This window comes from Methylocystis sp. sgz306128, from assembly GCF_056032725.1.
Genome location: NZ_JBVYWO010000008.1, coordinates 39407 through 63808 on the forward strand (window position 1 = coordinate 39407; position 24402 = coordinate 63808).

Genomic DNA, 24402 nt, shown 5'->3' on the forward strand with positions numbered 1-24402 from the left:
GCGCCCTCTTTTGCATAGGCTTAAGCATACTGGTATGATGAGTCAATCATTATTTGATGATAATTTATGCTCACCATATCTATAAGGATCGAGACGCGGCAAACCGCGCCAGCCCGGATGCTTCCGGCAGTCTGGCTTAAAAAATTTGCGCGTCTTATTTTGATGTGTGAATGATTTGCCCGGCGTCAGAGCGCGAGCGCCCAGCGCGCCGGGCACCACCGGCGCAATCCGGGAAAGGCGTCCGTCTGGTGGTCAGCTTTTTTTGCCGAACCGCCAATGCGAAGGCCAGAAGGCGAACAGCCCGATCAGGATTGTGAAAATGAGCACACCGATCACCATCTGAATGAAGCTGAAATTGACAGCATCCCGCGCGACAAACCACTCGGTGACCACGCCCGCCAAAATCAATATCACGCGGATGACGATGCCCATTGTCTCACTCCTCTCACGCCGGGCCGGCCATCTCAATGGCGCGGATCAGCCCGATAAACACGTACGTCACTGCAGATCGAGATCAAGCCGGACGAGCTTGTCCCTGTCCGCATCAAAGCCGACACAGACGCTGAACCGTCCCGGCTCATGGCGCGGCCCCTCCGGCCCCGGAACCGCAAAATCCGCGGCCGGAATCCCGATATCCAGTTTCACTGTTTCTCCCGCCTCAATGGTCACCTTGCGCACTGCACGCAAGTCAAGCAGCGGGCGCGCGATGGATGCAACGGGATCATGAAGAAATATGAAAACAACCGCATCGCCCGCATGCGCGCTGTTGTTGCGCACCTCGACAAAAAGGCGGGCATCTTCTCCGGCGCGTAGCACCGGCTTCTCAATACGCGCAGTCTCAATGACGAACGAGGCATAGGTCAAACCATGCCCGAACGGATAAAGCGGCAGGTTCGGGGCATCGAGATAACGGCTTGTCAGCCTGTTGGCGGGGTCGGCGGGCCGTCCGGACGGCATCTCGCGGTATGTGAGCGGAATCTGGCCAATCTCGGCGGGCCAGGACACGGCAAGGCGTCCGCCCGGCGCGCGCGAGCCCGCAAGAACCTCCGCAAGCGCGCGCCCGGCCTCATGGCCCGGAAACCACGCCGCAAGAACCGCATGCGCCTGCGCAAATTCGTGGGGTGCGATCAGCGGGCGTCCGGAAAACAGGATGATCACCGCAGGGATGCCGAGCGCCAATATTTCGCGGGCAAGCTGCGCCTGCGCCTGCGGAAGCACCGGGCTGGCACGGCTGCCGCCCTCGCCGCTCATCTCGCGGCTTTCGCCAAGGCAAAGAACGATGCGTTCGGCCCGTTTTGCAGCCTTGAGCGCCTCGGCAAGTTCGCGGGCATTGCCAGAGGCGACGCCGCATCCCTGCGCGTGAATGATGCTGCGCCCGGCAAAATTCCGGCGCAGCGCCGTCAGGAAATCGGAAACCTGTGCCGCCTCGCCCAGCGCCGACCAGGGACCGAGCATGTCCTCATGCGCCTGAACCAGCGGGCCGATCACGGCAATCGGGCCACCGGAAGGCGCAAAGGGCAGAACATCCTGCGTATTTTTCAGCAGAACGACGGATTGGACGGCCGCTTCGAGAGCCAGCGTCCGGTCAAGATCCCGGTGGGTACTTTCGTGGCGCGGCGCCTCGTCACGATCCTCGTCAAACAACCCGAGCCTTTCCTTGAGGCGCAGGACGCGGCGCACCGCGGCATCAATCTGCGCCATGCTGATCAGCCCCCGCTCCAGAGCCTGCGGCAGACCCTCGGCATAGGCATGGCCCATCATGTCGATATCGACACCCGAGCGCAATGCCAGGGCCGCCGCTTCAACAAGATCGGCGGCAACGCCATGTGCGATCAGTTCGGCCACGGCGGCATAATCACTGATGATGACGCCGTCAAAGCCCCATTCCTCGCGCAGAACCGCCGTCAGAAGCTGGTGATCGGCGGTGAGCGGCACGCCGCCAAGCGCGATGAACCCCGGCATGATGGCGGCGACGCCCGCGTCCACAGCGGCCCTGAACGGCGGAAGATAGACATCGCGCAACATGCGCGCCGAGACATCCGCCCCCGCATATTCACGCCCTGCCGTCACCGCACCATAGGCGGCGAAATGCTTGGCCGTCGCCGACATGCTCCGCGCGCCGATGCGTCCATGCGCAGCCTCTCCCTGAAAGCCGGCGACCTTGGCGCGGGCAAACTCCGCCGCGATCCACGGATCTTCGCCCGGCCCTTCGACAATGCGGCCCCAGCGCGGATCGAGGCACACATCCAGCATAGGCGCGAAGGTCAGGGCGATGCCGTCGTGCCGGGCCTCCTCTGCCGCGCACCGGGCCGTGCGCCGCCACAGATCAGGGTTGAAGGCGCAGGCCTCCGCCAGCGGCACGGGGAATGTGGTGCGGTGGCCGTGCACGATATCGAGACTGACAAGCAGCGGGATGCCAAGGCGGCTCTCATGGCGCGCGGCATAACATAAAGACGCAATGCGGTCAGGATCGGTGACATTGAGCACGCTGCCGAGCCCGCCCGAGCGGACGGCCCCTGCAAGGTCGAACGGCGCACCGTCTGCCGCGCGCGCCTCCTCGCCGATCATCACCAGCTGGCCGACCTTCTCGTCGAGCGTCATCCGGAGCAAAAGCCCGTCTATATGCGTTTCCGGCTTTGAATGCGTCATGATCGGTCAGGCCTGAGAGTTTACTGCCGCAAGGTATCGTTCAATCGCCACGACTCACAGACTAGCAGCCAAAGTCCGATTGCAACAGCGACACCGCCAGCGGCCATTCATATTTTTACAGCTGCACCAGCAAGCTGGCTCTTGGCGCCGCCTTCGATTATAATCGGCTTTTTGCGGAAGGGAGGCAGAAGCATGTCAGAACATCAGATCGTTTTCGACGACGGCGCCGCCTATGAGCGGATGATGGGCGTCTGGAGCCGCGCGGCCGGAGAAACATTCATCGACTGGCTTTCACCCGCGCAGGGCCTGCGCTGGCTGGATGTCGGCTGCGGCAATGGCGCATTTACGGAGTTGCTGTCCAGCCGCAGCGCTCCGGCGCGGATCGAGGGTGTTGACCCTTCTGCGGCGCAGCTTAGCTTCGCGCGCGGGCGTCTCTCTCCGGAATTGGCAGGGTTCACCACCGGATCGGCGCAAGACTTGCCCTTCGCAGACAATAGTTTCGACGCCGCGACAATGGCGCTGGTGATATTCTTCGTACCGGAACCGGACAAGGGCGTTGCCGAAATGGCGCGCGTGGTGAAGCCGGGCGGCATGATCGCTTCCTATGCCTGGGATCTTGACGGCGGCGGTTTTCCGTTCGAGCCGGTTCACGCGCAGCTGAGCCTGCTTGGCGTCGCGCCCGCAATGCCGCCAAGCCCCGGCGCGGCCAATATCGACACGCTGGAAAATCTCTGGCGCGGCGCCGGACTTGAGGATGTGGACACGCGCATCATCGAAGTCACCCGCACTTACGAAAATTTCGATGAGTACTGGGCTGTCGCCCAGACGGTTCCCACCATGCGCAGCACATTGGTCGAACTGGGCCCGGCTAATCGGGATCTGCTGCGCGAGCGCGTCAGAACCACCCTGACGCCGGGCGCTGGCGGACAGGTGACAATCACGGCGCGGGCCCATGCCGTCAAAGGGATCAAGCCGAGCTAAGCCACAGGCAGAGAAGGAAAATCCTGACATTGCCTGATCCGCCGACTACGGCCTGCGTATAAGCTTTACGCAGGCTGATCTGCAATCGGGAGGCCGACATGCCCGCTTCAAAGCTTTTTTCATCTCTGACGCGGCGCGGGCTGCTGCAGGGTCTCGGCAGCGCCGCTGCTCTCGGCCTCGCTTATGATGTGCGCCCCGCCCTTGCCCGTTCATCATGGGTGATCGATCCGAAGCGAACCCATATTTCCTTCGCCGTCGATGCCGTGGCCTGGCCGCGCACGAAAGGGGAATTTCAGGCCTTCGATGGACGCATCAGTGTCGACTTTGCCAATCCGTCGCGCTCCAGCGTCAAATTCAAGGTGCAGACCGGGTCTGTGATGGTGAATTCGGATGCCCTTGCCTCACTGCTGCGCGGACCGGCCTTTCTCGATTCCGGCAAATTTCCGGAGGCCACCTTCGTTTCCACCCATGTTGAAAAGCTGGACGAACACGACGTGCGCGTCGAAGGCGACCTGACCCTTCTTGGAATCACCAAACCGGCAACATTTGATGTCGCCGTTGACCGCACCCTGGCAACGAACGGGCGGCTCGGCTTCAAGGTGACGGGGTCGATCCGCCGCTCGGATTTCGGCATGACGGCCGGCCTGCCGCTGATCGAGGACATTATTTCTCTCGTTGTCACCACGGAAGCAGGCGAGCAGGCAGGCGGGTGAGACGGCGGAAGTCTTGCCCTTCGCAAGCTGATTTTGCTCTCTTTCCCGTTCTGCTCCCTGAAGGACGCGGGCCTTCCGCAAACAGGCAGGGGAAGGCGCGGCGCGTTCCGGAAGAATTGAAAGGGCGCGAGGCAGCGGATCAAGAACTCGGATCATGACATGAACTGGAAAAATACGCCGCAAAATTGGGGCCTGCTTGCCCGTCTGCTGCATTGGCTCGTGGCGTTTGGCTGGCTGGGTCTGGCCGCACTGGGCCTGATCATGGTCAATGCCATTCACGAAGCCGGTCAGAAATTCGATCTGTATCAAGCGCATAAAACTTTTGGCTTCCTGTTTCTGGTCCTGCTGATCCTGCGGGCTGGCTGGCGGCTGGCGTCAAAGGCGCCGCAACTCCGGGGCCGGACGCCCTTTCCCCGTCTTGCCGGAATCACGCATGGCGCGCTGCTGATCCTGCCCTTCGCGCAGGTCTTCAGCGGCTGGCTCATGGTTTCCGCCTCGCCGTTACCGATCCCGATTCATCTCTTCGGTTCGCTGGACGTTCCGGCGCTGATCGCGCCCAATGCCGCTGCGGAAATTCTTTGGCGCAACATCCATCATGCGTTCGCATTTCTTCTTCTGGCCGTTGTCGGGCTGCATATCTGCGGCGCGCTCTGGCACCGTCTTGCGCAGCGGCGCGCGGACGTGTAGAAGGAATGCATAAAAATAAGATGGACATATCTAAAAATGAATTCATCTGCTTCGGGGAAGCCTGCAACAGGGGCAACGCATGCGCGCACCTACTATCTGCTCGCACCGCTCTATGACCTGATCTTCGATCTGCCGTTTCATCCGGGCCGTATGGCCGCGGCAAAGGCTGTGGCCGATTTTGACGCGCAGGCCAATGTGCTTGTCGTGGGCGTCGGCACCGGGCTCGAACTTGAGCTTCTGCCCGCCACGGCGCAGATCACCGGCATCGACCTTGCTGAGCCGATGCTCGCCATCGCGCGTGAGCGCGTTGCGGCCAAGGGCTTGCGGCACGTCAAGGCCCTGCGCCGGATGGATGCGGCCGAGCTTGATTTTGCCTCTGCTGAATTCGACCTCGCGCTGGCGCCCTATGTACTCAGCGTCGTACCTAACCCGGCAGCGATGCTTGATGAGATGTGGCGGGTCATACGACCCGGCGGCGAGATTGTCCTGCTCAATCATTTCGCTGCGGCCCGCGGGCTGCGCGCCCGTGCCGAAGCGGCTCTCGAAGGGGCAGGAAGCTGGCTCGGCTGGCATCCGAACTTCCCCTTCTCGTCGGTCGGAAACTGGCTCGAAGGGCGCAGCGACGCCGTGCTTGTCGAACAGCGCGCGATAGCCCCTTTCAAGCTCTTCACCCTGCTGCGTATCCGCAAGGCTCAGGTCTGAACTTTGAAACAGCCACGTGGCGCGCGGCGGCTGACAAATGTCAAATTCAAAAAATAATACACAATTACAATATCTTACACGCGAATTAAGCTTGATGAAAATCAACGTCTGTCGAGTGTTCACCCCGTAAATTCTCCGTGTTGATGAAATTCGCAAACAGAGGCCGCTAATCCCTGACTGGGATCCCGGCTATCCTACGGAGTTCGATATTATGAGCACCCGAAAGACAAACCGCGTTAAATTAGAGATTTTGATCACCGCGATGGCAGCTCTGGCCTTTGTAGCTGTTCCGGCCCTCACCAGCGTAAATCCGGCAAGCCTGTTGGGTATCAGCATCGCCAAGGCTGCCGGCAGCGGCTCTGGACAGGGCGCAGGGGGCCAGGGCAGCGGCGGTCAGGGGGGCCAAGGACAAGGGGGCCAAGGACAAAGCGATCAGGGAGGCGGCGGTCAGGGACAGGGAGGCTCCACACAGAGTGGTGGCGGCATGACGGGCAGCGACCTTGGCCGCCTGAACATGGCCCGCGCCTATCTCTCTCCCAATTTCGATCCAACCAAAATCGACGACCCCGAGGCGCCGCTGGCGCAGATTTCCAGTTATGCCACGGCCATTGCCGCTGCAGACATGAGCACGGCCATCAATGCCCTTGCGGCGGCCGCATCATCGCCGATCAGCGCCGCGACGGTCACGAAACTGGACTCGATTCTCGGTGTGACATTCCCGTCAAGCTGGAACCTGAACGATTTTGCCGCTGCGGCTGAGACCGCACGCCTCGCGCTGAAAACCGAGGAATAAATTTCCGTCCGGTGCAAATGGCACATTGCGCCGGACGGACCTGCGAAACCTGCGCCAGCACTCAAGAGCGCAGTTATGCGGCGGCCCTTTCTCTCCCCGGGGCCGCCGCTTTTTCTTAACCTGAGATCAGGCTTTGAGCCTCAGCCCCGGCCAAGCTCATCCTCAAGATGAACACGAACGATATCGTCGAAGGAGGTTTCCGAGGTGAAACCGAGCTTGAGGGCGCGCGTCGTTTCAAAATTGCTCGGCCAGCCGGCAACGATCTTCTCGATGACCGGATCACGCTCGCGCCGGATCAGCCTCACTGCGGCTTCACCGCCGAACTTGCGCAGCGCCGCGATCTCTTCCGCGATTGTGGCTGAAATGCCGGGCATGTTGAGATTGCGGCGCGGGCCAACCAGTGAAAGATCGAGGCTGGCGGCATGAATGAGGAAGCCCACTGCCGTGCGCGGGCTGGTGAACCAGTGACGCACATCCTCCGAAACCGGCAGAACCGCCTCGATACCGACAAGCGGTTCGCGCAGAATATTGGAGAAAAAGCCGGATGCGGCCTTGTTGGGCTTGCCAGGGCGAATGCAGATGGTGGGCAGGCGGATGCCGATCCCGTCGAATATGCCTTTTCGGCTGTAATCGGCCAGCAGCAATTCGCCGATGGTCTTCTGCGTGCCATAGGATGTGAGCGGCGTCTGGAAGAATTCATCGCCGATCTTTTCAGGGAAGGGTGCGCCATAGACGGCAATGGACGAGGTAAAGACAACCCTCGGCTTATAGGGGCTGTTCTTGCCTTCCGCGTAGATCGCGTCGAACAACTGGCGGGTGCCATCCAGATTGATGCGATAGCCCTTCTCGAAATCAGCCTCCGCCTCGCCTGAAACAATGGCGGCAAGGTGGAAAATCACGTCGGGGCGCGGGCTGATGAGGCCTTGCGCCGCGCCGGGCGCGGAAAGATCAATGTTGCGCAGGGTCGTCTTGCCCGAAAAGCCCTTGGGCGCCTCCGGTTCCACCACGTCAACCAATGTCAGAGCGTCGATGGCCGCGCCGTTCAGTTGACCATCCGCGACAAGACGGTTGGTGAGTTTACGGCCAATCATGCCCGCAGCGCCGATGATGAGAATATGCATTGATTTTACCTTTTCAGTCGAGATGAACACGGATAACGGAATAAGCGGTCAGGACAAGTTCAGCGGAACCATGATCCTGCATGTGATCGAGAAAATCAGAGGTCCTGCTGGCTTTCACGAAATTTTCGGCGTCGAGCCGGGCGGTCCGGCTGGCGGCGCGCGGCAAGGCGATCTTCTGCGTTGTGCCGGTCAGATTGGCTAGCCAGATCTCGGCGCCAGCGCCGCGCGTTGCAGCAAAACCCTGCACGAGACTTGGCTGCGACAATTCAAGATCGAGCATCTGCGCCCCGTCCAGCGCCGCCAGTCCGCGCATGACATGATAAAGCGGAAAGAGACCTCCGTTCTGATCATACCAGGGCTGCGGCCAGTCCTGCGGCGTATGCACAAGTCCGAATGGGCCGGTGGTGCTGCCGAAGGCGATATCCTCAAAGCCGCTGCGTGCAAAATGCGCGAAATAGCCAAGCGTCCAGGCCGCCCCGAGCAAGCCGCGCTGGCGCGGATCGTTATAATTCATCGCCTGACGGATATTGCCGGGATTATCCATCGGCGCGGCGCCGTACGGGTTCATGCGCATGGCGATAGCACTCGGTCCCACCGCCAGCGGCTTGCCCCCGGCTATGGCTCTGGCGCTCAAGGCGATGGACGGGAGCGATTCCAGTCCTTCCATGATGGACAGATCGTCGCCCGCATGCACCATCGCAGAAGTGGTGAAACTGACGAGATCAATTTCGGCCAGCGGCGGGCGCTTGCGGTTCATTTCAGTGAAAAAGCTGAACATGCCGCCGGCCAGACGCGCCTTGGGGAAAGCTGCGCGCGCAAGGCGGAACATTTCATTGGCAGGCGGCGCAGGCGGCCAGACGCTGCCCGGCAGAGTGCATTTCAGATCGGGCGCGGGCGAGAGCATGACCACCTCGAACGGCGAGCCAAGATTGTGCACCATTTCGCCGAGCGCCTTCACCTCCGCGCCGAAGCCCTCCACTCGCGTGATCACGGCTTCCAGCCATGGCTTCGCGCCCAGCGCCGCAGCAAGATCGAGCGCCTGACGCAGCGTTTCCTTGTTGTGGCCCTTGCGCGGATCGTGATGACAGATGAGGTGATGCGGCTTCACCTGCCGGAGCGCAGTGAGTGCGCCGCGGCTGCCGACGCCATCGGCCGGGTCAAAGCCGAGGCCGAGATGCGGCACGTGGCCCGAAGGCTGGCCGATTGCGGCGCCGATTGCGCCCGCGCCCGCAGGGGCAGCGCGCAGATTGCCAGAGACAGTGAGCGTGACTTTCTGGCTCAGCCGTGCGCCTGCAGGGAGCGTATAAGGCCATGGCAGGGCCAGCGGGCGGACATAGGTCTTGTAGGAAGCATCGGTCCAGTTGCGCTGGTCTTCCATCTCAAATGTATCGCCCTCCATGCGACAACTGACCATAAGACCGGGCGCGGCCTCGTGAGTCAGCGCGCGCAGATCCATCATCGGCTGGACAGGGTCGATGAGTTCGGGAAAGGCGCCTTTGACGATGCGCCCGTCGGTGTGCTCAATTTCGACCGGATGGCCGGCCACGCCCATGATCGGATGCAGCACGACGAAGCCGGTGCGGTTGGTTAGAAAATCGCCCACCGCCTCGCCCTCGCCGGAAAACACCAGCCTGCCTGCGGCATCGCCCTCGATACGGGCGCTGTAGCGGAAGGTCTGGGTGCTGTCGCTGGCCACAGCATCATAGGAAACAGCAAAGCCGTCCGGGCTTTCCGTCACCCGGAGATTGGAAATGGCCGGGTTATAGGTGCCCCAGTTCTTGTCGCGGACAATGAAGGACACCGCCCGGATCACCTCGATTCCGTCATATCTGATGTGACGCAGGTTGCCGGCGTCGAATTCGGCGGTGAGTTTGCCCGCCCGCAGAATGGGCGCTGGCGGCGCTGGCTCCTCGGTGCCGAACAGAGCGACGCCTGGACTGGGTGAGGCAAGCATGGGAACATCCTTTCTCGTGCGCAATTAACGGGAAACGCGGCGGCTGATGATGCTCTCGATCAGCAGCGCGATGATGATGATCGAGCCGATGGCCGAGCCTTGCCAGAACGGCGAGACGCCAAGCAGATTGAGGCCGTTGCGGATCATCACCATGATGAGCACGCCGATCAGAGTGCCGATAATGGAGCCGCGGCCGCCGAACAGGCTGGTGCCGCCAATGACCACAGCGGCGATGGCGTCGAGTTCCATCGCATTGCCGGCCAGCGGATCGGCGGACAGGATCTGCGCGATCGAAAAGGTGATGGCGACGGCGGACAACGCGCCGGACACGACATAGGGCAGAACCGAATAGAAAAACACATTGAGGCCGGCGGCGCGCGCAGCTTCCTTGTTCGAGCCGATGGCATAGATGGTGCGCCCGCCCTTGGTATAGGTGAGGTAGGCCCAGGCTGCGATATAGAGCAGGCCAAGAAAGACCACATTGGAGGGAATGCCGAGGATATTGGTATAGACAATGGCCGACATATCCTGCGGAATATTGGAAATGGCGGTCTGGCCCGAAAAAATATAGGCAAGGCTGCGGCCGATAGCCATCATGCCCAGCGTCACCACGAAGGCGGCAAGACCGAAATAGGTGATGAGAATGCCCGAGGCGAGCCCCATGCCTGCGCCGCAGACCAGAGACAGAACGATGGCCACCGGCAGGCTGTAATGCTGCACGGCGAGCCCCAGAACGATGCCCGAAAGCCCGCCGACAGACCCGACTGAAAGATCAATGCCGCCGGTAAGAATGACGAAAGTCATGCCCACAGCGACAATGCCCACCACCACCGATTGATCGAGAATATTGAAAAGATTGTTCTGCGTGAAAAAATAGGGCGACAGAAACGACAGAATAACCGCCAGCCCGAGCGCAAGCAGGCTCATGCGGAATTCGAGGCGGCGCGTCACCCCCCTGATGAAGGCATTGCTCGGCGTTGAAACGGGCAAATGGGTCATGGCGTGTTCCTGTCAGTCAAAGCGTGGCCGCGAGAGCTTCGATGCGGCTGCGGATCTCTTGTGATGAATGGACCTCGGCGGGGCCGGGCAATGTCAGGCCGATCCAGCCGAAATCATGCCCGCGGCTGCTCCTGAGCGGAATCAGCATCGTCGAACAGGCCGATTGCGGATCGCTGACAAAATCCGAGCGGCGCTGACCGAGCGCGGCGGCAATGCGCGTCTCGCCCGGCGCCCTGACCTCGCCCGCGGCAAAACCGGGGTCGGCCTCGCCGCTGGCCGTCACCATATTGAGGCAGATGAGTTGCTCGTCGTCGATGAGCGCCCAGAAGCCCGCTCCGCCAAATTCATCGGTAAGAGCCTTGAGCATGGCCGTATTGCGGGTCATGGAGGTGCGCGGCGCAGCCAGCAGGGTCAGTTTTTCCTCGTCGAGCACGTCGGCGGACACATCCGCGATGCTCATGCCGTCGCTGATGACGACAATGCGGTCGGAGAGGCCAAGCAATTCCTCGAAATCGGACGAAATCAGCACAATGGCGACACCCTTGGCGGCAATATCGCGCAAAATGCCGTAGATGGACGAGCGGGTACCGATATCGACGCCCTTGGTCGGTTCGTCGAGGATGAGCACCCTGGGTTCCAGCAGCAGCCAACGGCCGATGATGATCTTCTGCTGCATGCCGCCGGAGAAATTCAGCATATTGGCATCAAGAAGACGATCCGCCGGCAGGCCGAGGCTTTGCAGAATGGCGGCGATCTGCCGCTCGCGGCTGCGATAGCCCAGCCCGAATCCGCGATGCGCGCCAAGATGCGCCAGCAGCAGATTTTCCTTCACCGAAAGATCGGGCACGATATTCTGCGCGCGGCGATCCTCGGCGAGAAACCCGATTCCGGCGCGGATGGCCTCGACCGGCTTTCTCGGATTGATGATCCGGCCATCGATGCGGATCTCGCCGGCATTGCGCGGGCGCAGTCCGAAAATCGATTCCGCCGTTTCGGAGCGGCCCGCGCCGACAAGGCCGCCCAGCCCGACGATTTCCCCCTCATGCACCTTGAAGGACACATCGCGCACCGCAGGCAGAGCCCTGAGGCCGCTCACTTCCAGCGCAACCCGGGCAGTGGGGCGCGGTTGCGTATCCTTGCGCGAATAGATGGCGCCAAGCTCCTGCCCCACCATGTGGCGGATGAGTTCGGCCTGCGTGAGCGCCATGGTGGGATGCGAGGCCAGCACGGTGCGGCCTTCGCGCAGGATCGTCACGCGGTCGGTGATCTCAAAGACTTCTTCCAGCCGGTGCGACACGAAGACAAGCCCCGTTCCGCCCTCGCGCAGGCGCGTCATCACCTCGAAGAGGCGTTCCACCTCGCCGGGGCTGAGCGAGGCGGTGGGTTCGTCGAAGATGATGAGACGCGCGCCGATGCTCAGCGCCTTGGCAATTTCAACAAGCTGGCGCTGGGCCGAAGACAGACGCCGCACCTCGACATCAAGGGCAAGGCTGTCCTCCTGCCCCAATGTGCGGAGAATCTCAAGGCCGCGCTGGCGCAGGCCAGAATAGGAGAGGCGTCCGGGCCGCCGCAATTCGGGCAGGAAAATGTTTTCCACCACCGAAAGATCGGGCACCAGACTGGTTTCCTGCATGACGATGGCGATGCCAAGCTCCAGCGCCTCTCGCGTCGAGCCAAGCTGGATCGCGGCGCCATTGAAGACGATCTCGCCGGCATCGGGCCGTATGTGCCCGCTGATGATTTTCGACAAGGTGGACTTGCCCGCGCCGTTCGCGCCGAGCAGGCCATGGATTTCCCCGCCGGACAATTCAAAGTCGGCTCCAGCCAGAGCCTGCGTACGATCGAAGGTTTTGAAAATTCCGGTGGCCTTCAGCACGATTCAGCTCGCAATTCAGAGAGTCAGGGAAGAAAACCCCGCCCCCGGATCAACCGGGGGCAGGGCAGCAGATAAGCCGGATTACTTGACTTCGTTGGCGAAGACGGTCTTGCGGACGACCGGAAGTTCCTTGTCGATATTCTCGCTGGTCACAGCCAGAATCGGCACGGAAATTTCCTTCTCCACTTTTTTGCCGGCCAGCGTGTCGACCATGGCCTCGCCGGATTTTTCGCCCATCAGGTAAGGCTGCTGCATGCCGGAGGCGACGATCTGGCCGGATTTCAGCAGATCGACAAATTCCGGAATGCCGTCAAAGGCGGCAACAAGCACCTGTCCGTCGCGGCGGGCGGCCTTGATGGCGCGCAGCGCGCCAAGCGCCGGCTGGTCGGTCTGGATGAAGATCGCACGCATATCGGGATTTGCTGTCAGCATATCCTGCGTGAACTTGAAGGTTTCATCCGCCGTATAGGTCTGCATCTGCTGCAGTCCGGCTTCCTTGGTCTTGACGCCGCCCGCGATGAGGCCGTCGCGGAAACCCTTGGTGCGGGCCTGACCGTTCTTGCGGGCCTGCGAGATGGTGATGAGGCCGACGGAGCCCTTCTCCCATCCCTTTTTCTTCATGGCGGCGGCAAGCGCCTCGCCGACGCCCTTTGCGCCTTCATAATTGTTGGAAATGATGAAAGAGGCATAATCGCCGCTGTTGGTGCCGATATCGGCGATCACGGCCGGGATGCCGGCCTTCTTGGCCAGCTCCAGCACGCTCGGCGCGGTGGAGGAGTCGGTCGGCGAGATCACGATGCCCGCAACGCCCTTGGCGATCGAATCCTGTGCGTTCTGCAATTGCGTCTGCGGGTTGTTATGCGAGTCGAGCGCCTGATACTCATAGCCCTTGGCCTTGACCGCCGCCTCGACGCCTTTGGAGAGATAGCGCCAGAACGGCAGATCCAGACCGGGCGTCAGATAGACGATGGTCTTGCCGGCGGCATGGGCCGGGATCATGCTGAATGTGCCCAAGGCGGTTGCCAACGCCACGCCCGCAGTCATATGGATAAAGCTTCTTCTTTTCATCGTTTCCTCCTGTTGAATGGCCTTGTTATGCAGCCAGACTCTTGTGTTGATCCGCTCAGCTCCGCTCTTTCCCGCTCCTCCCGTCGGTTGAAGGATCGGACTGGGCCGGATCGGCGTTCATCACCAGTTGCGTGGTGGTATAAATGCGGTCGAGATGCGCTTCGAAGGCGGCGACCACGGCCTGCGGGTCGCGGCTGCGCAAGGCGGCGACGATGGCGCGGTGATCGCTGATACTGTTTTCTATGGCGCCGGGGCGCGCCACGGCCTTGCGGCGGCGCTCCAGCATGTAGGCGTAAAGCTCGGTTACAAAATCGGCGAGCACGTCATTGCCGCAGGCTTTGTAAATCGTCACATGGAACTCGCGGTCGCTGATGAGAAAGCCCACCGGATCATGGATGGATTGCATCTGCGCGTTCAGCAGGTCGTCCAGCATATGGATCGCCGCATCATCAATGCGCCGCGCCGCCTCGGCCACCACCGTACGCTCCACCAGCAGACGCGCCGCATGGACGGCATCGAGATCATAGCGGTTGAGCAGCGCGGGGTCGCGCTGGCGGCCTTCGTCCGGCTCGACATCGGTCTTGCGCACCCGCGTGCGCACCCCATGCGACACCTCGATGATGCCCCGCGCCGCCAATGTATGCAACGCACCGCGCACGGTGGCCCGGCTCACGTGCAATGCCGCGGCCAGATCCCGTTCGCCGGGCAGCACATCTCCCATTTGCAGGATGCCAACCGCGATCAGTGCAACGATTTTATCGGCGACAATGTCCCGTGCGCTCCTGCGCACAATCGCGTCATTCAACTCGGGCACAAGCTTGAGCACGGAGTCGGAACCGGATGACAACATCAGTCGCAATCTCATTCTGGTCTGCTGGTCTGTCCAACAGACCTCCGGATGGTGATCCAGCTTGCGTGGGGAGTCAAGCCAAGGCCGGGGCCGGTGCGCAAATATTCCCTCAAACAGCTCCGAAATGCCGACAATAGCGCCGCGGCCGGTCTGGATTTGCACAAAACCCGGTAAAAAATTAAATCTCATCGAAATGACAGCGCTGTCAGATATTTCAATTGACAAGGCAAAAGGGGAACAGCACATTTCGGCAACTGACGATTTCGTCACTGTGAGCAACAAGAATACAAGGGGAACCGCCGATGGAAATGCGCAAATTCAAGACCCGCAATGGCACGGAGCTCAATTTCTCCGTCATTGGCCAGGGCATGGGGCCGATTGGCGATTTTTATGAAATTCTCGATGAGAAAACCTGCATTTCCACCGTCGAGCAGGCCTATAAGAGCGGCATCCGCACATTCGACACATCGCCGCATTACGGCAACGGCCTTTCGGAATCGCGCCTTGGCGCGGGCCTGCGGCACATTCCGCGCAATGAAATCGTCGTCTCGACAAAAATCGGCCGCGTCATGGATCCGTTCCGCAGCCCGCCGCCCAAAAACAAGGATGTCTATTCCCCCGGATTTGCCGGCGGCTTTCCGCATGCGCCGGTATTCGACTATACCTATGACGGCACGATGCGCTCGGTCGAGCAATCGCTGCTGCGCACGGGCCAGAGCCGTTTCGACATTCTGCTGATCCATGACTGCGATGTCTGGACTCACGGCACCGAGGCGGAGGCCAAATTCAGGGAAGCCATGGACGGCGCTTACCGCGCGCTCGACAAATTGCGCAGCGAGAAGGTTGTCGGTGCCATTGGCTTTGGCATCAACGAAGCCGATACCTGTGTCAAATTCGCCAAGGCGGGCGATTTCGACGTTGCCATGATGGCGGGCCGCTATTCGCTGCTGGTGCAGACCGGCCTGCAGGAATTCCTGCCGCTCGCCATGCAGAAGAAAATGGGCGTCATGCTGGCGGGCGTATTCAATTCGGGCATTCTGGCCATTGGCGCCAAGCCCGGCGCGCGTTTCGACTATGCACCGGCCTCGCCGGAAATCATGGATCGCGTGCGCAGGATCGAGGCCATCTGCGCCGCGCATAACACCAGCATCCGCCGCGCCGCGCTGCAGTTTGCCGCCGCGCATCCCGCCGTCGTTTCGGTGGTGCTGGGTGCCGTGACGCCGGATGAAGCCGCCGCCAATGCAGCCGATGCGGATGCGCGCGTGCCCGCCGGATTGTGGGCCGACCTCAAGACCGCCGGCCTGCTCGATCAGGCTGCGCCGACACCCGGCGGCTGAACCCGATGAGCGGCCCGGCTCCCGGCTTCGATCCCGCCCGCGCTTTTTCGCTCGAAGGCCAGAGCGTCGCCGTCACCGGCGGCGGCAAGGGCATCGGACGCGCTATCGCGCTTGGCATGGCGCGCGCGGGGGCGCGGGTGCATATTCTCGACCGGGACAAGGCCGCTGCCCACGCGGCCGCGGCGGACATGCAGGCCGAGGGGCTGCGGGTCGCAGCGATGGCGGTCGATGTCACGCTCGAGGCCGAGGTAGAGGCGGCGATGAACGCCATTGCCGCCAGCGACGGGCGCCTCGATTGCCTGATCAACAATGCGGGCCTTGCGATCCGGCGCCCCTCCACCGAACTGGCGCTTGCAGACTGGGACGCTGTTCTCAAGGTCAATCTGACCGGTGTCTTTCTCTGTGCGCGGGCCGCTGCGCGGCACATGATCGCGCGAAAGAGCGGCTCGATCATCAACACCGCCTCGATCATGGGCCTGTCGGGCGGCGGGCTTTATCCCAATATTTCCTATCAGACCACGAAGGGCGCGCTGATCAACCTGACCCGCGCTCTGGCCGTGGAATGGGCGCCGCATAATGTGCGCGTCAATGCCATTGCGCCAACATGGGTGAAGACAGATTTCATCAAACCGCTCACCGACGACCCTGCCCTGCTGGCGCGCATGAAAGCCATGACGCCGCTGGGGCGCATCGCCGATGTCGAGGATGTGGTGGGCGGCGTCATCTATCTTGCCAGCCCCGCCGCCGGAATGGTGACGGGGCACACATTAGCGATCGACGGCGGCTTTCTGGCGCAATAGGCCGCGGGCTCAGGCCTTGAGCCGGGGCGTATCCCTGACATTGTCGAGATCGGGCGCCTGTCCGTAGCTCATGCGACGGATCTGCTCCATCACCTGCGTCATCTCCGCTTCGCCGAGACGCGGCGGCTCGCCGATAGCCAGCGCGTGAACATACATCTTGGCCAGCGTTTCCACTTCCACCGCCAGCCACAGCGCCTTTTCAAATGTATTGCCGAGCACGATCAGGCCGTGATGGCCGAGAATGCAGGCATAGCGGTCTTTGAGCGCCGCCAATGCGTGATCGGAGAGTTCCTGCGTGCCAAAGCAGGCATAGGGCGAACAGCGGATGTCGAAACCGCCGGCCACGGCGACCATGTAGTGAAACGCCGGAATTCCGCGCTCGTGAACCGCCAGTGTCGTCGTATAGACCGAATGCGTATGCAGCACGACATTCACGTCTGGCCGGTTCTGCAGAATATCGCGGTGGAAGCGCCACTCGGACGACGGACGGCGCTGGCCGCTGAACGACCCGTCGAAATTCATCTCGACAATATCGGCGGGCGTCATCTGATCATAGGGAAGACTGGTCGGCGTGATCAGCATTCCGCCTTCGATGCGATGCGAGACATTGCCCGACGTACCCTGATTGAGGCCGGAGCGGTTCATTTCAAGACAGGTGGCGATAATCCCCTGACGCAATTCGATATGGTGCACGTGCATTTCCCTTCTGATCAAATTCAGGCCGAAAGCCTGTCTCCAAGCTCGCGCCAGCGCTGAGCGGCCTCGCGCAGGCCAGCAAACTCGAACGGCGCAACCTGATCCAGCGCCAGATCGCCGACCGGCACGGTGCGGGCAAATCGCTGCCAGAGCAGAGCGGCGCCAAGCGCCGTTCCGTCCTTGGAGCGGCTGACCGACAGAGGCTGGGCCGGACGCAGGCCAGCCAGCAGCCGGGCAAACGCCACATTGGTGGCAAAGCCGCCGTCGATCACGATCGGCGTGGAACTGCCCAGCACATCAAGGCACAGGTCTGCGGTGAACGCGGCGTAAACAGCGGCCAGCGCACCATGTGCCTCGGGTGTGGGCGGCGGAGCGCCGAGAATGCGCCCGCGGCCGCCGCTCGCCGGAAATGCGCCGTCATCCTCGACAAAGGACGGCACGGGCAGCATTCCGCCGGCCAGAAGCTCTGGCACGAGCGCCAGCGCGCGTTCGTCGCTGATCACCGGCCTGCCCGCCAGAATGGCATATTCTCGGCCGGTCATGGTCAGCGTCGAGGCGACAGGCTCGCCGTCGACGTCGACATTGGCCACCATGGCCCTCGCCTCGCTGAAATCCGCCAGTTTTCGTCCGCGATTGAAGCCGATCATCCATGTGCCGGTGGACAATACGGTGTGCGCGGACATTCCCGCAGCCTTGTAGCGATAGAGATTGGCATTGGAATCATGCGCGCCGGCGAGAATTTCAACACCGGCATCCAGCCCCATGCGGCTGGCAAGCTCGGGGCGCAGCGTCCCGATCACCTCGCCCGCCCGCGCGAAAGCCGGAAACAAATGCCGCCAGCCCTGCTGGTCGATGATGCGGGCAAAATCCGAATGCAGCGGATTCCACAGGTGGCATTGCGCCGCGATCGACGAGATTTCGGTGGCGGGACGCCCGCCAAGCCAGAAGGCGAAATATTGCGGCAGGGTGAGAAAATGCCGGGCACGGGCAAAATCCTGCGCAAAGGCACGGCTCTGCCAGAGCATCTGCTGGGCGGGGCGCAGCACGCCCCTGCTCACCGAGCAGAAAACCTCGTCATAGCCCGGCCCGCAGTCGGCATAGTCCGCAGCGAGCCAGTCCGGCGGCTCAGCCTCATAATCCATGGCTGGCAGAACCGGCCCGCTTCCGTCGGTCAGCACGCCGCCGCAGCCATGCGCCGTGGCAACGAGCGCGCGGATATTATGCCGCCGGCCAAGCTGGTGCAGCGCGTCCACGGCGATATCGCAGATATGTGCAAGGTCAATGGCCAGATAGGGGCCATCGGTCAGCGGCGCATTGGCGAAAGACAGAATTTCGGCGGGTGTGCCGTCGGCCCCGGCCACGACAACCTTGATATTGGTCTTGCCGACATCAAGAACCGCAACGCATGGCGCCGTTTCCCGCATCGGTCCGGCCTCCTAGAGCCGCAGCCGGTGGCGGATATTCGGCACGGCCGTCACAGCGATGAGGATGCCGCCCCATATGGCCAATGTCAGGAACTGGCTGAAATTGAGCAGGTTGAAAGCCGATGAAATGACCTGCAAAATCACCAGCGACAGCACGAGACCGGTGATCTTGCCAAAGCCGCCGTCCGGATTGACCCCACCGAGCACCGCCGCGAGAATGGTGACAAGCAGATAGCTTTCGGCATAGGAGGCATTGGCGGAATTGAAACGCGCCATCATCACCAGTGCCGCAACGGCGGCGAGCAGGCTGGAAAGCAGATAGACCTTCAAGATGACGCGCTTTGTATCGATGCCGGAATAGCGTGTAGCGGCCTCATTGGAGCCGATCATATATACCGCATTGCCAAGCGGGGTGCGCCCCAGCATCACCGCCATGGGTATGGCGACGGCGGCAAAGATCAGCATCGCCGTGGGAATGCCGAAAACGGTGCCGTTGCCAAGAAAGACGATGGAACTGGGCAGGCCGGAGATGACATTGCCCCGCGTCAGCCCAATGGCGATTCCCTTGACCAGCGTCATGGTGCCGAGCGTCGCCAGAATGGGCGAGACGCCGATATAGGCAATCACAAAGCCGTTGATGAGGCCGATCACTGCGGCGACCCCCAGCCCGGCGGCAACAGCCACCACCTGCCAGGCCACCCATGCGAAACCCGTGCTGCCCGGCACGAAGTGAACCATGATATAGGCCATGGTCAGCGCGCACAGATTGGCCGTGGCAATGATGGCGAGGTTCAGTCCGCCGGAAATCAGCGTGATCATCATGGCCAGCGACAGAATGCCCAGTTCAGGCAATTGGAAGGCCATGGACTGCAGCGTCGATTCGGAAAAGAAATTGCCGCCGATGAACAGGCCGAAGACCAGCAGCAGCGAGACAAGCAGAATGGTCAGCCGCTGGTTGATGGCGTCGGAGGCGACATTGCCGAAAATGCGCCCCAGCATGGGGTTGTTCACCTGTGTCATGCGAGCGTGCTCCACTTGCGCTTGCGGCGCGCCGAAAGGGCCGTGGCGCTGACCGAGATCAGAATGACCAGACCGACGAAAAACTGCGACCAATAGGACGAGACGCCGACCAGCACGAGGCCGTTCTGCATCACGGCCAGCAGGGTCAGCCCCAGAACGGTTCCCAGAACCGTGCCGACGCCGCCGCTCAGGCTGGCGCCGCCCAGCACCACGGCGGCCAGCACGTCAAGCTCCTTGCCCACCAGCACGGTGGGCGCGACAGACTGCGCGAGCTGCGCCTGAATCAGCGAAGCCACGCCTGCCGTAAGGCCGAGGTAGCCATAAACCAGCAGGTTGAGCCGGAAGACATTGAAGCCAAGGCGCTGCGCGGCCTCCCTGTTGCCGCCCAGCGCGTAGATCTGCCGGCCGATATTGGTGCGGTTCAGGATTAGCCAGGTCACCGCAAACATGACGATCAGCGCCAGGATCTGCAGGTTGATGCCATAGGATATCTGGTTGGCATCGACATATTCGAACCAGTAGATGCCCTTTGAGAACCAGTCCGGCAGCGAATAGATGTAGCGACCGCCGGTGACGAACACGAGCGCGCCGTAAAAGATGTTGAGCGTCGCAATGGACACGATAATGCTGGCAATATTGAGCCGGTCGATCAGCACCGCATTAACGAGGCCGCACAAAATGCCCACGAACATGGCAAGCGCAAAGACGCTGAACCAGCCCATGCCGTAATGATTGGCAAGCAGCATGGTGACATATTGCGCGATGGACGCAGTGGCGGTGAAGGAAATGTCGATGCCGCCCGAGATCAGCACCACCAGCAGACCGGCGGCCAGAATGCCCAGGAAGGAATAGGAGGTGAGCAGATCGAACAGATTCTGCAGGGTCAGGAAACTGTCCGTCGCCACCGAAAGACACACAACGAGAAAAAGAATGACGGCAGCCAGCCAGAATTCATGACTGCGCCGGAATCTGGCAAAGGCTTCATGCATTGACTGCGACTTTCAATTCATCTTCCGAGCTGCGGTGAGCGTCAAATTCTCTGGTGATCCGGCCATTGCGCATGATGAGGATGCGATGACTGTGATAGAGCACCTCCGGGATTTCATCCGAAATCATGATGACGGCGACGCCCCTTGCGGCCAGCGCCTTCACAATGTCGTAAATGCCGTCCTTGGCGCTGATGTCGACGCCGACAGTCGGGCTGTCGAGAATCAGCAGCCGGGGCGAGGTTGCCATCCATTTGGCCAGAACGACGCGCTGCTGGTTGCCGCCCGACAAGGTTTTAACCGGGTTTTCCGTATCCGACACCTTGATCGTCAGGTCGCGCACCCAGCGGTTGACCGCCTGCTGCCGCACGTCGGGATCGATCAGCCCGAAACGACCGGCCAGCTGGCCCAGAATGGTCAGGATCATGTTTTTCGAAATGGACTGCTCCAGCACGAGGCCCAGAGTCAGACGGTCCTCCGACACATAGGCGATGCCGTTGTCGATGGCCTCGCGGTTGCTCCTGAGCGCCAGCGGCTTGCCGGAAAGACGGATCTCACCCCCGTCGGGCGCGTTCATGCCAAACAGCGAGAGCGCCAGTTCGGTGCGGCCCGAGCCAAGCAGGCCGGTGATGCCGAGTATCTCGCCCTCCCGGATATCGAAGCTGACATCGGCATAATGCCCGTCGCGGGAAAGATCGCGCACGGAAAGCAGAACCGGCCGGGTCGAAAGATCGACCTCGGACAGGGCATAGTTGAATTCCTTGCCCGTCATGAGCATGGCCAGCTTGTGGTGGTTCATTTCGGCGGCATCGAATGTGCCCACCTTGCGCCCGTCCCGCAGCACGGTGACGCGTTCGGCGACTTCCATCACCTCGTCGAGGCGGTGGCTGACAAAAACGATGCAGATGTTCTTGCGCTTGAGTTCACGCACCAGATCGAGAAGCGCATCCACCTCATGACGCGTGAGCGATGCGGTGGGTTCATCCATAATGACAAGCCGGGCATCGGCAGCCATGGCGCGGCAGATGGCGACAAGCTGGCGGTTGGCGATAGACAGATCGGCGACCTTGGCGTCAGGATCAATCTCGACGCCGATACGCGCCATGGCTTTGGCGGCAACCTCGCGGATATGGGGCCAGTTCACGCCATGAAATCCGCCAAGATGCTGGCCGATCGCAATATTTTCGGCAACGCTGAGATTGGGAAAGAGTGAAAGGTCCTGATAGATGACCTGAATGCCGTGGCGCGTGCTCTCCACGGGGTTGAGATGGGAATGGGCATAGCCTTCAATGACGATGCGGCCGCCCGGCTCCGGCGGCTGTACGCCGGAAATGATTTTGATAAGTGTCGATTTGCCCGAACCGTTCTCGCCGACGATGCAATGCACTTCGCCGGCCTCCAGCGTCAGATCGACATCGGCAAGCGCAGTCACGCCGCCGAACCGCTTCGAGATGCGGGTCAGTTCAAGAAAAGGTGCCAAAATTTATCGCCTTGCAGCAAAAGGGATCGACAGGAGAACATTGCCCGGGCCAGACCGGCCCGGGCTCGTAAAGCTCAGAAGATCACAGACCGCCGGCGATCAGGCCGTCGACGGTTTCCTTGTTGATCTTCATGATCTTGTCGACCTTGATGTGCTTGTTGGCGACATCCACTGCAGCCTTGCCAAGGCCGGGAATTTCAATTCCGTCCTTGATTTCCTTGCCGTCGAGCATGAGACGCGCGACCGAGACCATGGCAAAGCCCGCGTCGGTCGGGTTCCAGAGGAAGCCTTCGCGGATCGTGCCGTCCATGATAAGCGACTTGGCCTGCGATGGCAGCACGGTGCCGACAATGGCGATTTTCTTGCCAAGATGTTTCTCGCGCACGGCATTGCCCGCGCCGATCGGCCCCTGCGAGCCGAAGCCGAGAATGCCCTTGAGGTTCGGATAGGCCTTGAGCACGTCGAGCGTGGTCTTGTAGGCGTCATCCGTGACATCGGCGCCGGGGAAACGGTCGGCGGCCAGCTTCATCTTGGGATAATGTTCCTTCTGATAGGCAATGGCGGCATCGGCCCATTGGTTATGCAGCGGCGTGGTCAGGGTGCCGACATAGACGACATATTCGCCTTCCTCGCCCATCTCCTTGGCCAGACGCTGCATCTGCACCTCGCCGAACTGCTTGGAATCAATCAGTTCGATGTTCCAGTCGCGGCCTTCCTGCTCAGGGCCTTCGTGGGTGATGATCTTGATGCCGGCATCATGGGCGCGCTTGAGCACCGGCTCGGTCACCTTCACATCCAGTGGCACAAGGCCGATCACCTGCACCTTTTTGGCGATGAGATCCTCGATCAGCTTGACCTGCTGCGCCGGGTCAACGGTGGACGGGCCAACCATGGACGCATTGATCGCAAATTCCTTGCCGGCCTTTTTCACGCCCACTTCCAGAGCATTGAACCAGGGAATACCTGCGATCTTGACCACAACCACCATTTCGGGCTCTGCGGCGGCAAAAAGCGTACCCGGCATTGCAGTGGCGCCCACAAGTGCGGTTGCGCCCATCAGCTTGAGTGTTTCGCGTCTGTTCATTTTGTTTCCTCGCTTCTAAACTTTGAGTTTATTGATTTCCCGGCTGATCCTGGAATTGCCAGCCCGTCGGAGACGATCTCAAGAGACGCGGAATATTTATGTCAGCGCTAACCTTTTCCTTACACAACCCCCGCGTCCAGCGAATGTATCGTTCGCAAACAAAGCCTATTTTATGCAATTTTTGATAGCAACTGTTTTTTTCAGGTTTAAAAATGCGAATCTTTGCAAAAATTGGAGGGATTTGCACCAATTTCCGCTGTTCAGCGCAAAGCGGCATCGCCGCGACGCCGAATGTCGCCAGTTGATCCTCCGATCATTTTGTGCAAGCGGCCTTTACAATCTGTGATTTGACAGACCATCGAAGCTTGCCGATGATGCCCATGTTGCTGGCTTGATCTGGAAGTTCAGCGACCGGTCGCCGGCCCCGAAATGCCCGGCAGAATGAGCGAGGTAGCCATGACGCCACCGGACCAGTTGGATTGACCTTCCGATAAGAAGGTCGCAGCGCCAAAGCCTCCCCATATGCCAAGGCGGAACGGCGCTTCTCAAAAGACAATCGAACCTTGCAGCCACAAGCGTGAAGGCCAAGCGCAGACCGGCGGCATATCGCTAATTCAGCCAAATACACTTATTTCGTGATATCAAATCCGGACCCCGCTGCCGCTTGAATGCGCCGGGGTCCATGATTTTTGCACCAGCTCAGCCGCGCCCGCGCGTCCTTGGACGGACAAAGCCGCTCAGGGCTATGACCAGCCAGCCCAGCATGAGACTGACGCCGCCCAGCGGCGCAAGGCGCGTGGCATGCGCCCAGCCTGTCAGGCCTTTCAGATAGAGCGAGCCGCAAAACAATACGATCCCGGCCAGAAACAGCCAGCGTGCGCCGCGCGCGAAATTGCCGCCCACGCCGGACACATACAGCAGCACCAGCGTATGGATCAGCGCATATTGCGCCGCGCGCTCGATCAGCGCGGCGGCAGCAATATCACGGGCGACATGGGCGCCGACGGCCCCCATGGCCACGCCCAGCAGGCCGTTCAGTCCGGCAAAAATGCGCCACCCTCTTGCATCGCTCATTGGCTCTTCTCCTGTCCGGCATTCCTGCCTTGCTATGGCCTGCGTCAGATGTTGCGCATGTGCTGCGCCAGCGCCGCCGACCGGCGATATCTCTAAATTTCATCACCA

22 protein-coding genes are annotated in these 24402 nt (G+C 61.2%); 7 read left to right on the forward strand and 15 right to left on the reverse strand.

The window, feature by feature from the left end; translation table 11 throughout:
- Nucleotides 1-252: 252 nt before the first annotated feature.
- Nucleotides 253-432: a hypothetical protein gene (locus AC0N03_RS12720; protein ID WP_474289178.1), complete on the reverse strand. Its 180-nt coding sequence runs from the start codon at nt 430-432 to the stop codon at nt 253-255.
- Nucleotides 433-498: 66 nt separating this feature from the next.
- Nucleotides 499-2649, reverse strand: a complete 2151-nt coding sequence (locus AC0N03_RS12725) for a glycoside hydrolase family 3 N-terminal domain-containing protein (RefSeq protein ID WP_474289179.1) — start codon at nt 2647-2649, stop codon at nt 499-501.
- 192 nt (nt 2650-2841) lie between these two features.
- Between AC0N03_RS12725 and AC0N03_RS12730 the strand changes: the two genes are divergently transcribed.
- The 5 genes from AC0N03_RS12730 to AC0N03_RS12750 all read left to right on the forward strand — a co-directional run bounded on the left by AC0N03_RS12730 (nt 2842) and on the right by AC0N03_RS12750 (nt 6525).
- Nucleotides 2842-3630 (forward strand): class I SAM-dependent methyltransferase, encoded by a 789-nt coding sequence (locus tag AC0N03_RS12730; RefSeq protein ID WP_474289180.1) that lies wholly within the window; start codon nt 2842-2844, stop codon nt 3628-3630.
- Nucleotides 3631-3728: 98 nt separating this feature from the next.
- Nucleotides 3729-4343, forward strand: coding sequence for a YceI family protein (locus AC0N03_RS12735; protein WP_474289181.1), 615 nt, complete (start codon nt 3729-3731; stop codon nt 4341-4343).
- 159 nt (nt 4344-4502) lie between these two features.
- Nucleotides 4503-5030, forward strand: coding sequence for a cytochrome b (locus tag AC0N03_RS12740; RefSeq protein WP_474289182.1), 528 nt, complete (start codon nt 4503-4505; stop codon nt 5028-5030).
- 36 nt (nt 5031-5066) lie between these two features.
- The gene (locus AC0N03_RS12745; RefSeq protein ID WP_474289183.1) at nt 5067-5732 is read left to right on the forward strand and encodes a class I SAM-dependent methyltransferase; all 666 of its coding nucleotides are present in this window, start codon (nt 5067-5069) and stop codon (nt 5730-5732) included.
- Between the two features lie 211 nt (nt 5733-5943).
- Nucleotides 5944-6525, forward strand: a complete 582-nt coding sequence (locus AC0N03_RS12750; RefSeq protein ID WP_474289184.1) for a hypothetical protein — start codon at nt 5944-5946, stop codon at nt 6523-6525.
- A gap of 140 nt (nt 6526-6665) precedes the next feature.
- Here AC0N03_RS12750 and denD read toward each other — a convergent pair whose 3' ends face one another.
- From denD to AC0N03_RS12780, 6 genes are all read right to left on the reverse strand, one after another.
- On the reverse strand, nt 6666-7646 hold the full coding sequence (gene denD / locus AC0N03_RS12755; protein WP_474289185.1) for a D-erythronate dehydrogenase: 981 nt from the start codon (nt 7644-7646) through the stop codon (nt 6666-6668).
- Nucleotides 7647-7659: 13 nt separating this feature from the next.
- The gene (locus tag AC0N03_RS12760) at nt 7660-9600 is read right to left on the reverse strand and encodes a D-apionate lactonase family protein (RefSeq protein WP_474289186.1); all 1941 of its coding nucleotides are present in this window, start codon (nt 9598-9600) and stop codon (nt 7660-7662) included.
- A gap of 24 nt (nt 9601-9624) precedes the next feature.
- Entirely contained in the window at nt 9625-10599 is a 975-nt protein-coding gene (locus AC0N03_RS12765) for an ABC transporter permease (protein WP_474289187.1), read from the reverse strand.
- 16 nt (nt 10600-10615) lie between these two features.
- Complete coding sequence (locus AC0N03_RS12770) at nt 10616-12475, reverse strand: sugar ABC transporter ATP-binding protein (RefSeq protein WP_474289188.1); 1860 nt, start codon at nt 12473-12475, stop codon at nt 10616-10618.
- A gap of 81 nt (nt 12476-12556) precedes the next feature.
- Entirely contained in the window at nt 12557-13543 is a 987-nt protein-coding gene (locus AC0N03_RS12775; protein WP_474289189.1) for a substrate-binding domain-containing protein, read from the reverse strand.
- Between the two features lie 55 nt (nt 13544-13598).
- Nucleotides 13599-14408: a FadR/GntR family transcriptional regulator gene (locus tag AC0N03_RS12780; protein ID WP_474289190.1), complete on the reverse strand. Its 810-nt coding sequence runs from the start codon at nt 14406-14408 to the stop codon at nt 13599-13601.
- 287 nt (nt 14409-14695) lie between these two features.
- Between AC0N03_RS12780 and AC0N03_RS12785 the strand changes: the two genes are divergently transcribed.
- The gene (locus AC0N03_RS12785) at nt 14696-15730 is read left to right on the forward strand and encodes an aldo/keto reductase (RefSeq protein ID WP_474289191.1); all 1035 of its coding nucleotides are present in this window, start codon (nt 14696-14698) and stop codon (nt 15728-15730) included.
- A 5-nt stretch (nt 15731-15735) separates the two neighbouring features.
- Nucleotides 15736-16530, forward strand: coding sequence for an SDR family NAD(P)-dependent oxidoreductase (locus AC0N03_RS12790; protein ID WP_474289192.1), 795 nt, complete (start codon nt 15736-15738; stop codon nt 16528-16530).
- A gap of 9 nt (nt 16531-16539) precedes the next feature.
- Here the strand turns inward: AC0N03_RS12790 and AC0N03_RS12795 are convergent, their stop codons facing one another.
- The 7 genes from AC0N03_RS12795 to AC0N03_RS12825 all read right to left on the reverse strand — a co-directional run bounded on the left by AC0N03_RS12795 (nt 16540) and on the right by AC0N03_RS12825 (nt 24294).
- The gene (locus AC0N03_RS12795; protein ID WP_474289193.1) at nt 16540-17223 is read right to left on the reverse strand and encodes a class II aldolase/adducin family protein; all 684 of its coding nucleotides are present in this window, start codon (nt 17221-17223) and stop codon (nt 16540-16542) included.
- Nucleotides 17224-17246: 23 nt separating this feature from the next.
- A complete protein-coding gene (locus AC0N03_RS12800) occupies nt 17247-18650 on the reverse strand; it encodes an FGGY-family carbohydrate kinase (RefSeq protein ID WP_474289194.1) in 1404 nt (467 codons plus the stop codon).
- A 12-nt stretch (nt 18651-18662) separates the two neighbouring features.
- Complete coding sequence (locus AC0N03_RS12805; RefSeq protein WP_474289195.1) at nt 18663-19670, reverse strand: ABC transporter permease; 1008 nt, start codon at nt 19668-19670, stop codon at nt 18663-18665.
- Complete coding sequence (locus AC0N03_RS12810; protein WP_474289196.1) at nt 19667-20659, reverse strand: ABC transporter permease; 993 nt, start codon at nt 20657-20659, stop codon at nt 19667-19669. Before AC0N03_RS12810 ends, AC0N03_RS12805 begins: the two co-directional genes overlap by 4 nt.
- Entirely contained in the window at nt 20652-22136 is a 1485-nt protein-coding gene (locus tag AC0N03_RS12815) for a sugar ABC transporter ATP-binding protein (RefSeq protein WP_474289197.1), read from the reverse strand. The genes AC0N03_RS12810 and AC0N03_RS12815 overlap by 8 nt, the downstream gene beginning before the upstream one ends.
- A gap of 82 nt (nt 22137-22218) precedes the next feature.
- Nucleotides 22219-23220: a substrate-binding domain-containing protein gene (locus tag AC0N03_RS12820; RefSeq protein WP_474289198.1), complete on the reverse strand. Its 1002-nt coding sequence runs from the start codon at nt 23218-23220 to the stop codon at nt 22219-22221.
- Nucleotides 23221-23919: 699 nt separating this feature from the next.
- Nucleotides 23920-24294: a DUF423 domain-containing protein gene (locus AC0N03_RS12825; protein WP_474289199.1), complete on the reverse strand. Its 375-nt coding sequence runs from the start codon at nt 24292-24294 to the stop codon at nt 23920-23922.
- Nucleotides 24295-24402 lie beyond the last annotated feature (108 nt).

What these genes read in the sequence shown, in the direction of transcription:
- AC0N03_RS12720 (WP_474289178.1), bottom strand. Translation starts at nt 432, where the DNA reads ATGGGCATCGTCATCCGCGTGATATTGATTTTGGCGGGCGTGGTCACC.
- AC0N03_RS12725 (WP_474289179.1), bottom strand. Translation starts at nt 2,649, where the DNA reads ATGACGCATTCAAAGCCGGAAACGCATATAGACGGGCTTTTGCTCCGG.
- AC0N03_RS12730 (WP_474289180.1), top strand. Translation starts at nt 2,842, where the DNA reads ATGTCAGAACATCAGATCGTTTTCGACGACGGCGCCGCCTATGAGCGG.
- AC0N03_RS12735 (WP_474289181.1), top strand. Translation starts at nt 3,729, where the DNA reads ATGCCCGCTTCAAAGCTTTTTTCATCTCTGACGCGGCGCGGGCTGCTG.
- AC0N03_RS12740 (WP_474289182.1), top strand. Translation starts at nt 4,503, where the DNA reads ATGAACTGGAAAAATACGCCGCAAAATTGGGGCCTGCTTGCCCGTCTG.
- AC0N03_RS12745 (WP_474289183.1), top strand. Translation starts at nt 5,067, where the DNA reads ATGAATTCATCTGCTTCGGGGAAGCCTGCAACAGGGGCAACGCATGCG.
- AC0N03_RS12750 (WP_474289184.1), top strand. Translation starts at nt 5,944, where the DNA reads ATGAGCACCCGAAAGACAAACCGCGTTAAATTAGAGATTTTGATCACC.
- denD (WP_474289185.1), bottom strand. Translation starts at nt 7,646, where the DNA reads ATGCATATTCTCATCATCGGCGCTGCGGGCATGATTGGCCGTAAACTC.
- AC0N03_RS12760 (WP_474289186.1), bottom strand. Translation starts at nt 9,600, where the DNA reads ATGCTTGCCTCACCCAGTCCAGGCGTCGCTCTGTTCGGCACCGAGGAG.
- AC0N03_RS12765 (WP_474289187.1), bottom strand. Translation starts at nt 10,599, where the DNA reads ATGACCCATTTGCCCGTTTCAACGCCGAGCAATGCCTTCATCAGGGGG.
- AC0N03_RS12775 (WP_474289189.1), bottom strand. Translation starts at nt 13,543, where the DNA reads ATGAAAAGAAGAAGCTTTATCCATATGACTGCGGGCGTGGCGTTGGCA.
- AC0N03_RS12780 (WP_474289190.1), bottom strand. Translation starts at nt 14,408, where the DNA reads ATGAGATTGCGACTGATGTTGTCATCCGGTTCCGACTCCGTGCTCAAG.
- AC0N03_RS12785 (WP_474289191.1), top strand. Translation starts at nt 14,696, where the DNA reads ATGGAAATGCGCAAATTCAAGACCCGCAATGGCACGGAGCTCAATTTC.
- AC0N03_RS12790 (WP_474289192.1), top strand. Translation starts at nt 15,736, where the DNA reads ATGAGCGGCCCGGCTCCCGGCTTCGATCCCGCCCGCGCTTTTTCGCTC.
- AC0N03_RS12800 (WP_474289194.1), bottom strand. Translation starts at nt 18,650, where the DNA reads ATGCGGGAAACGGCGCCATGCGTTGCGGTTCTTGATGTCGGCAAGACC.
- AC0N03_RS12805 (WP_474289195.1), bottom strand. Translation starts at nt 19,670, where the DNA reads ATGACACAGGTGAACAACCCCATGCTGGGGCGCATTTTCGGCAATGTC.
- AC0N03_RS12810 (WP_474289196.1), bottom strand. Translation starts at nt 20,659, where the DNA reads ATGCATGAAGCCTTTGCCAGATTCCGGCGCAGTCATGAATTCTGGCTG.
- AC0N03_RS12820 (WP_474289198.1), bottom strand. Translation starts at nt 23,220, where the DNA reads ATGAACAGACGCGAAACACTCAAGCTGATGGGCGCAACCGCACTTGTG.
- AC0N03_RS12825 (WP_474289199.1), bottom strand. Translation starts at nt 24,294, where the DNA reads ATGAGCGATGCAAGAGGGTGGCGCATTTTTGCCGGACTGAACGGCCTG.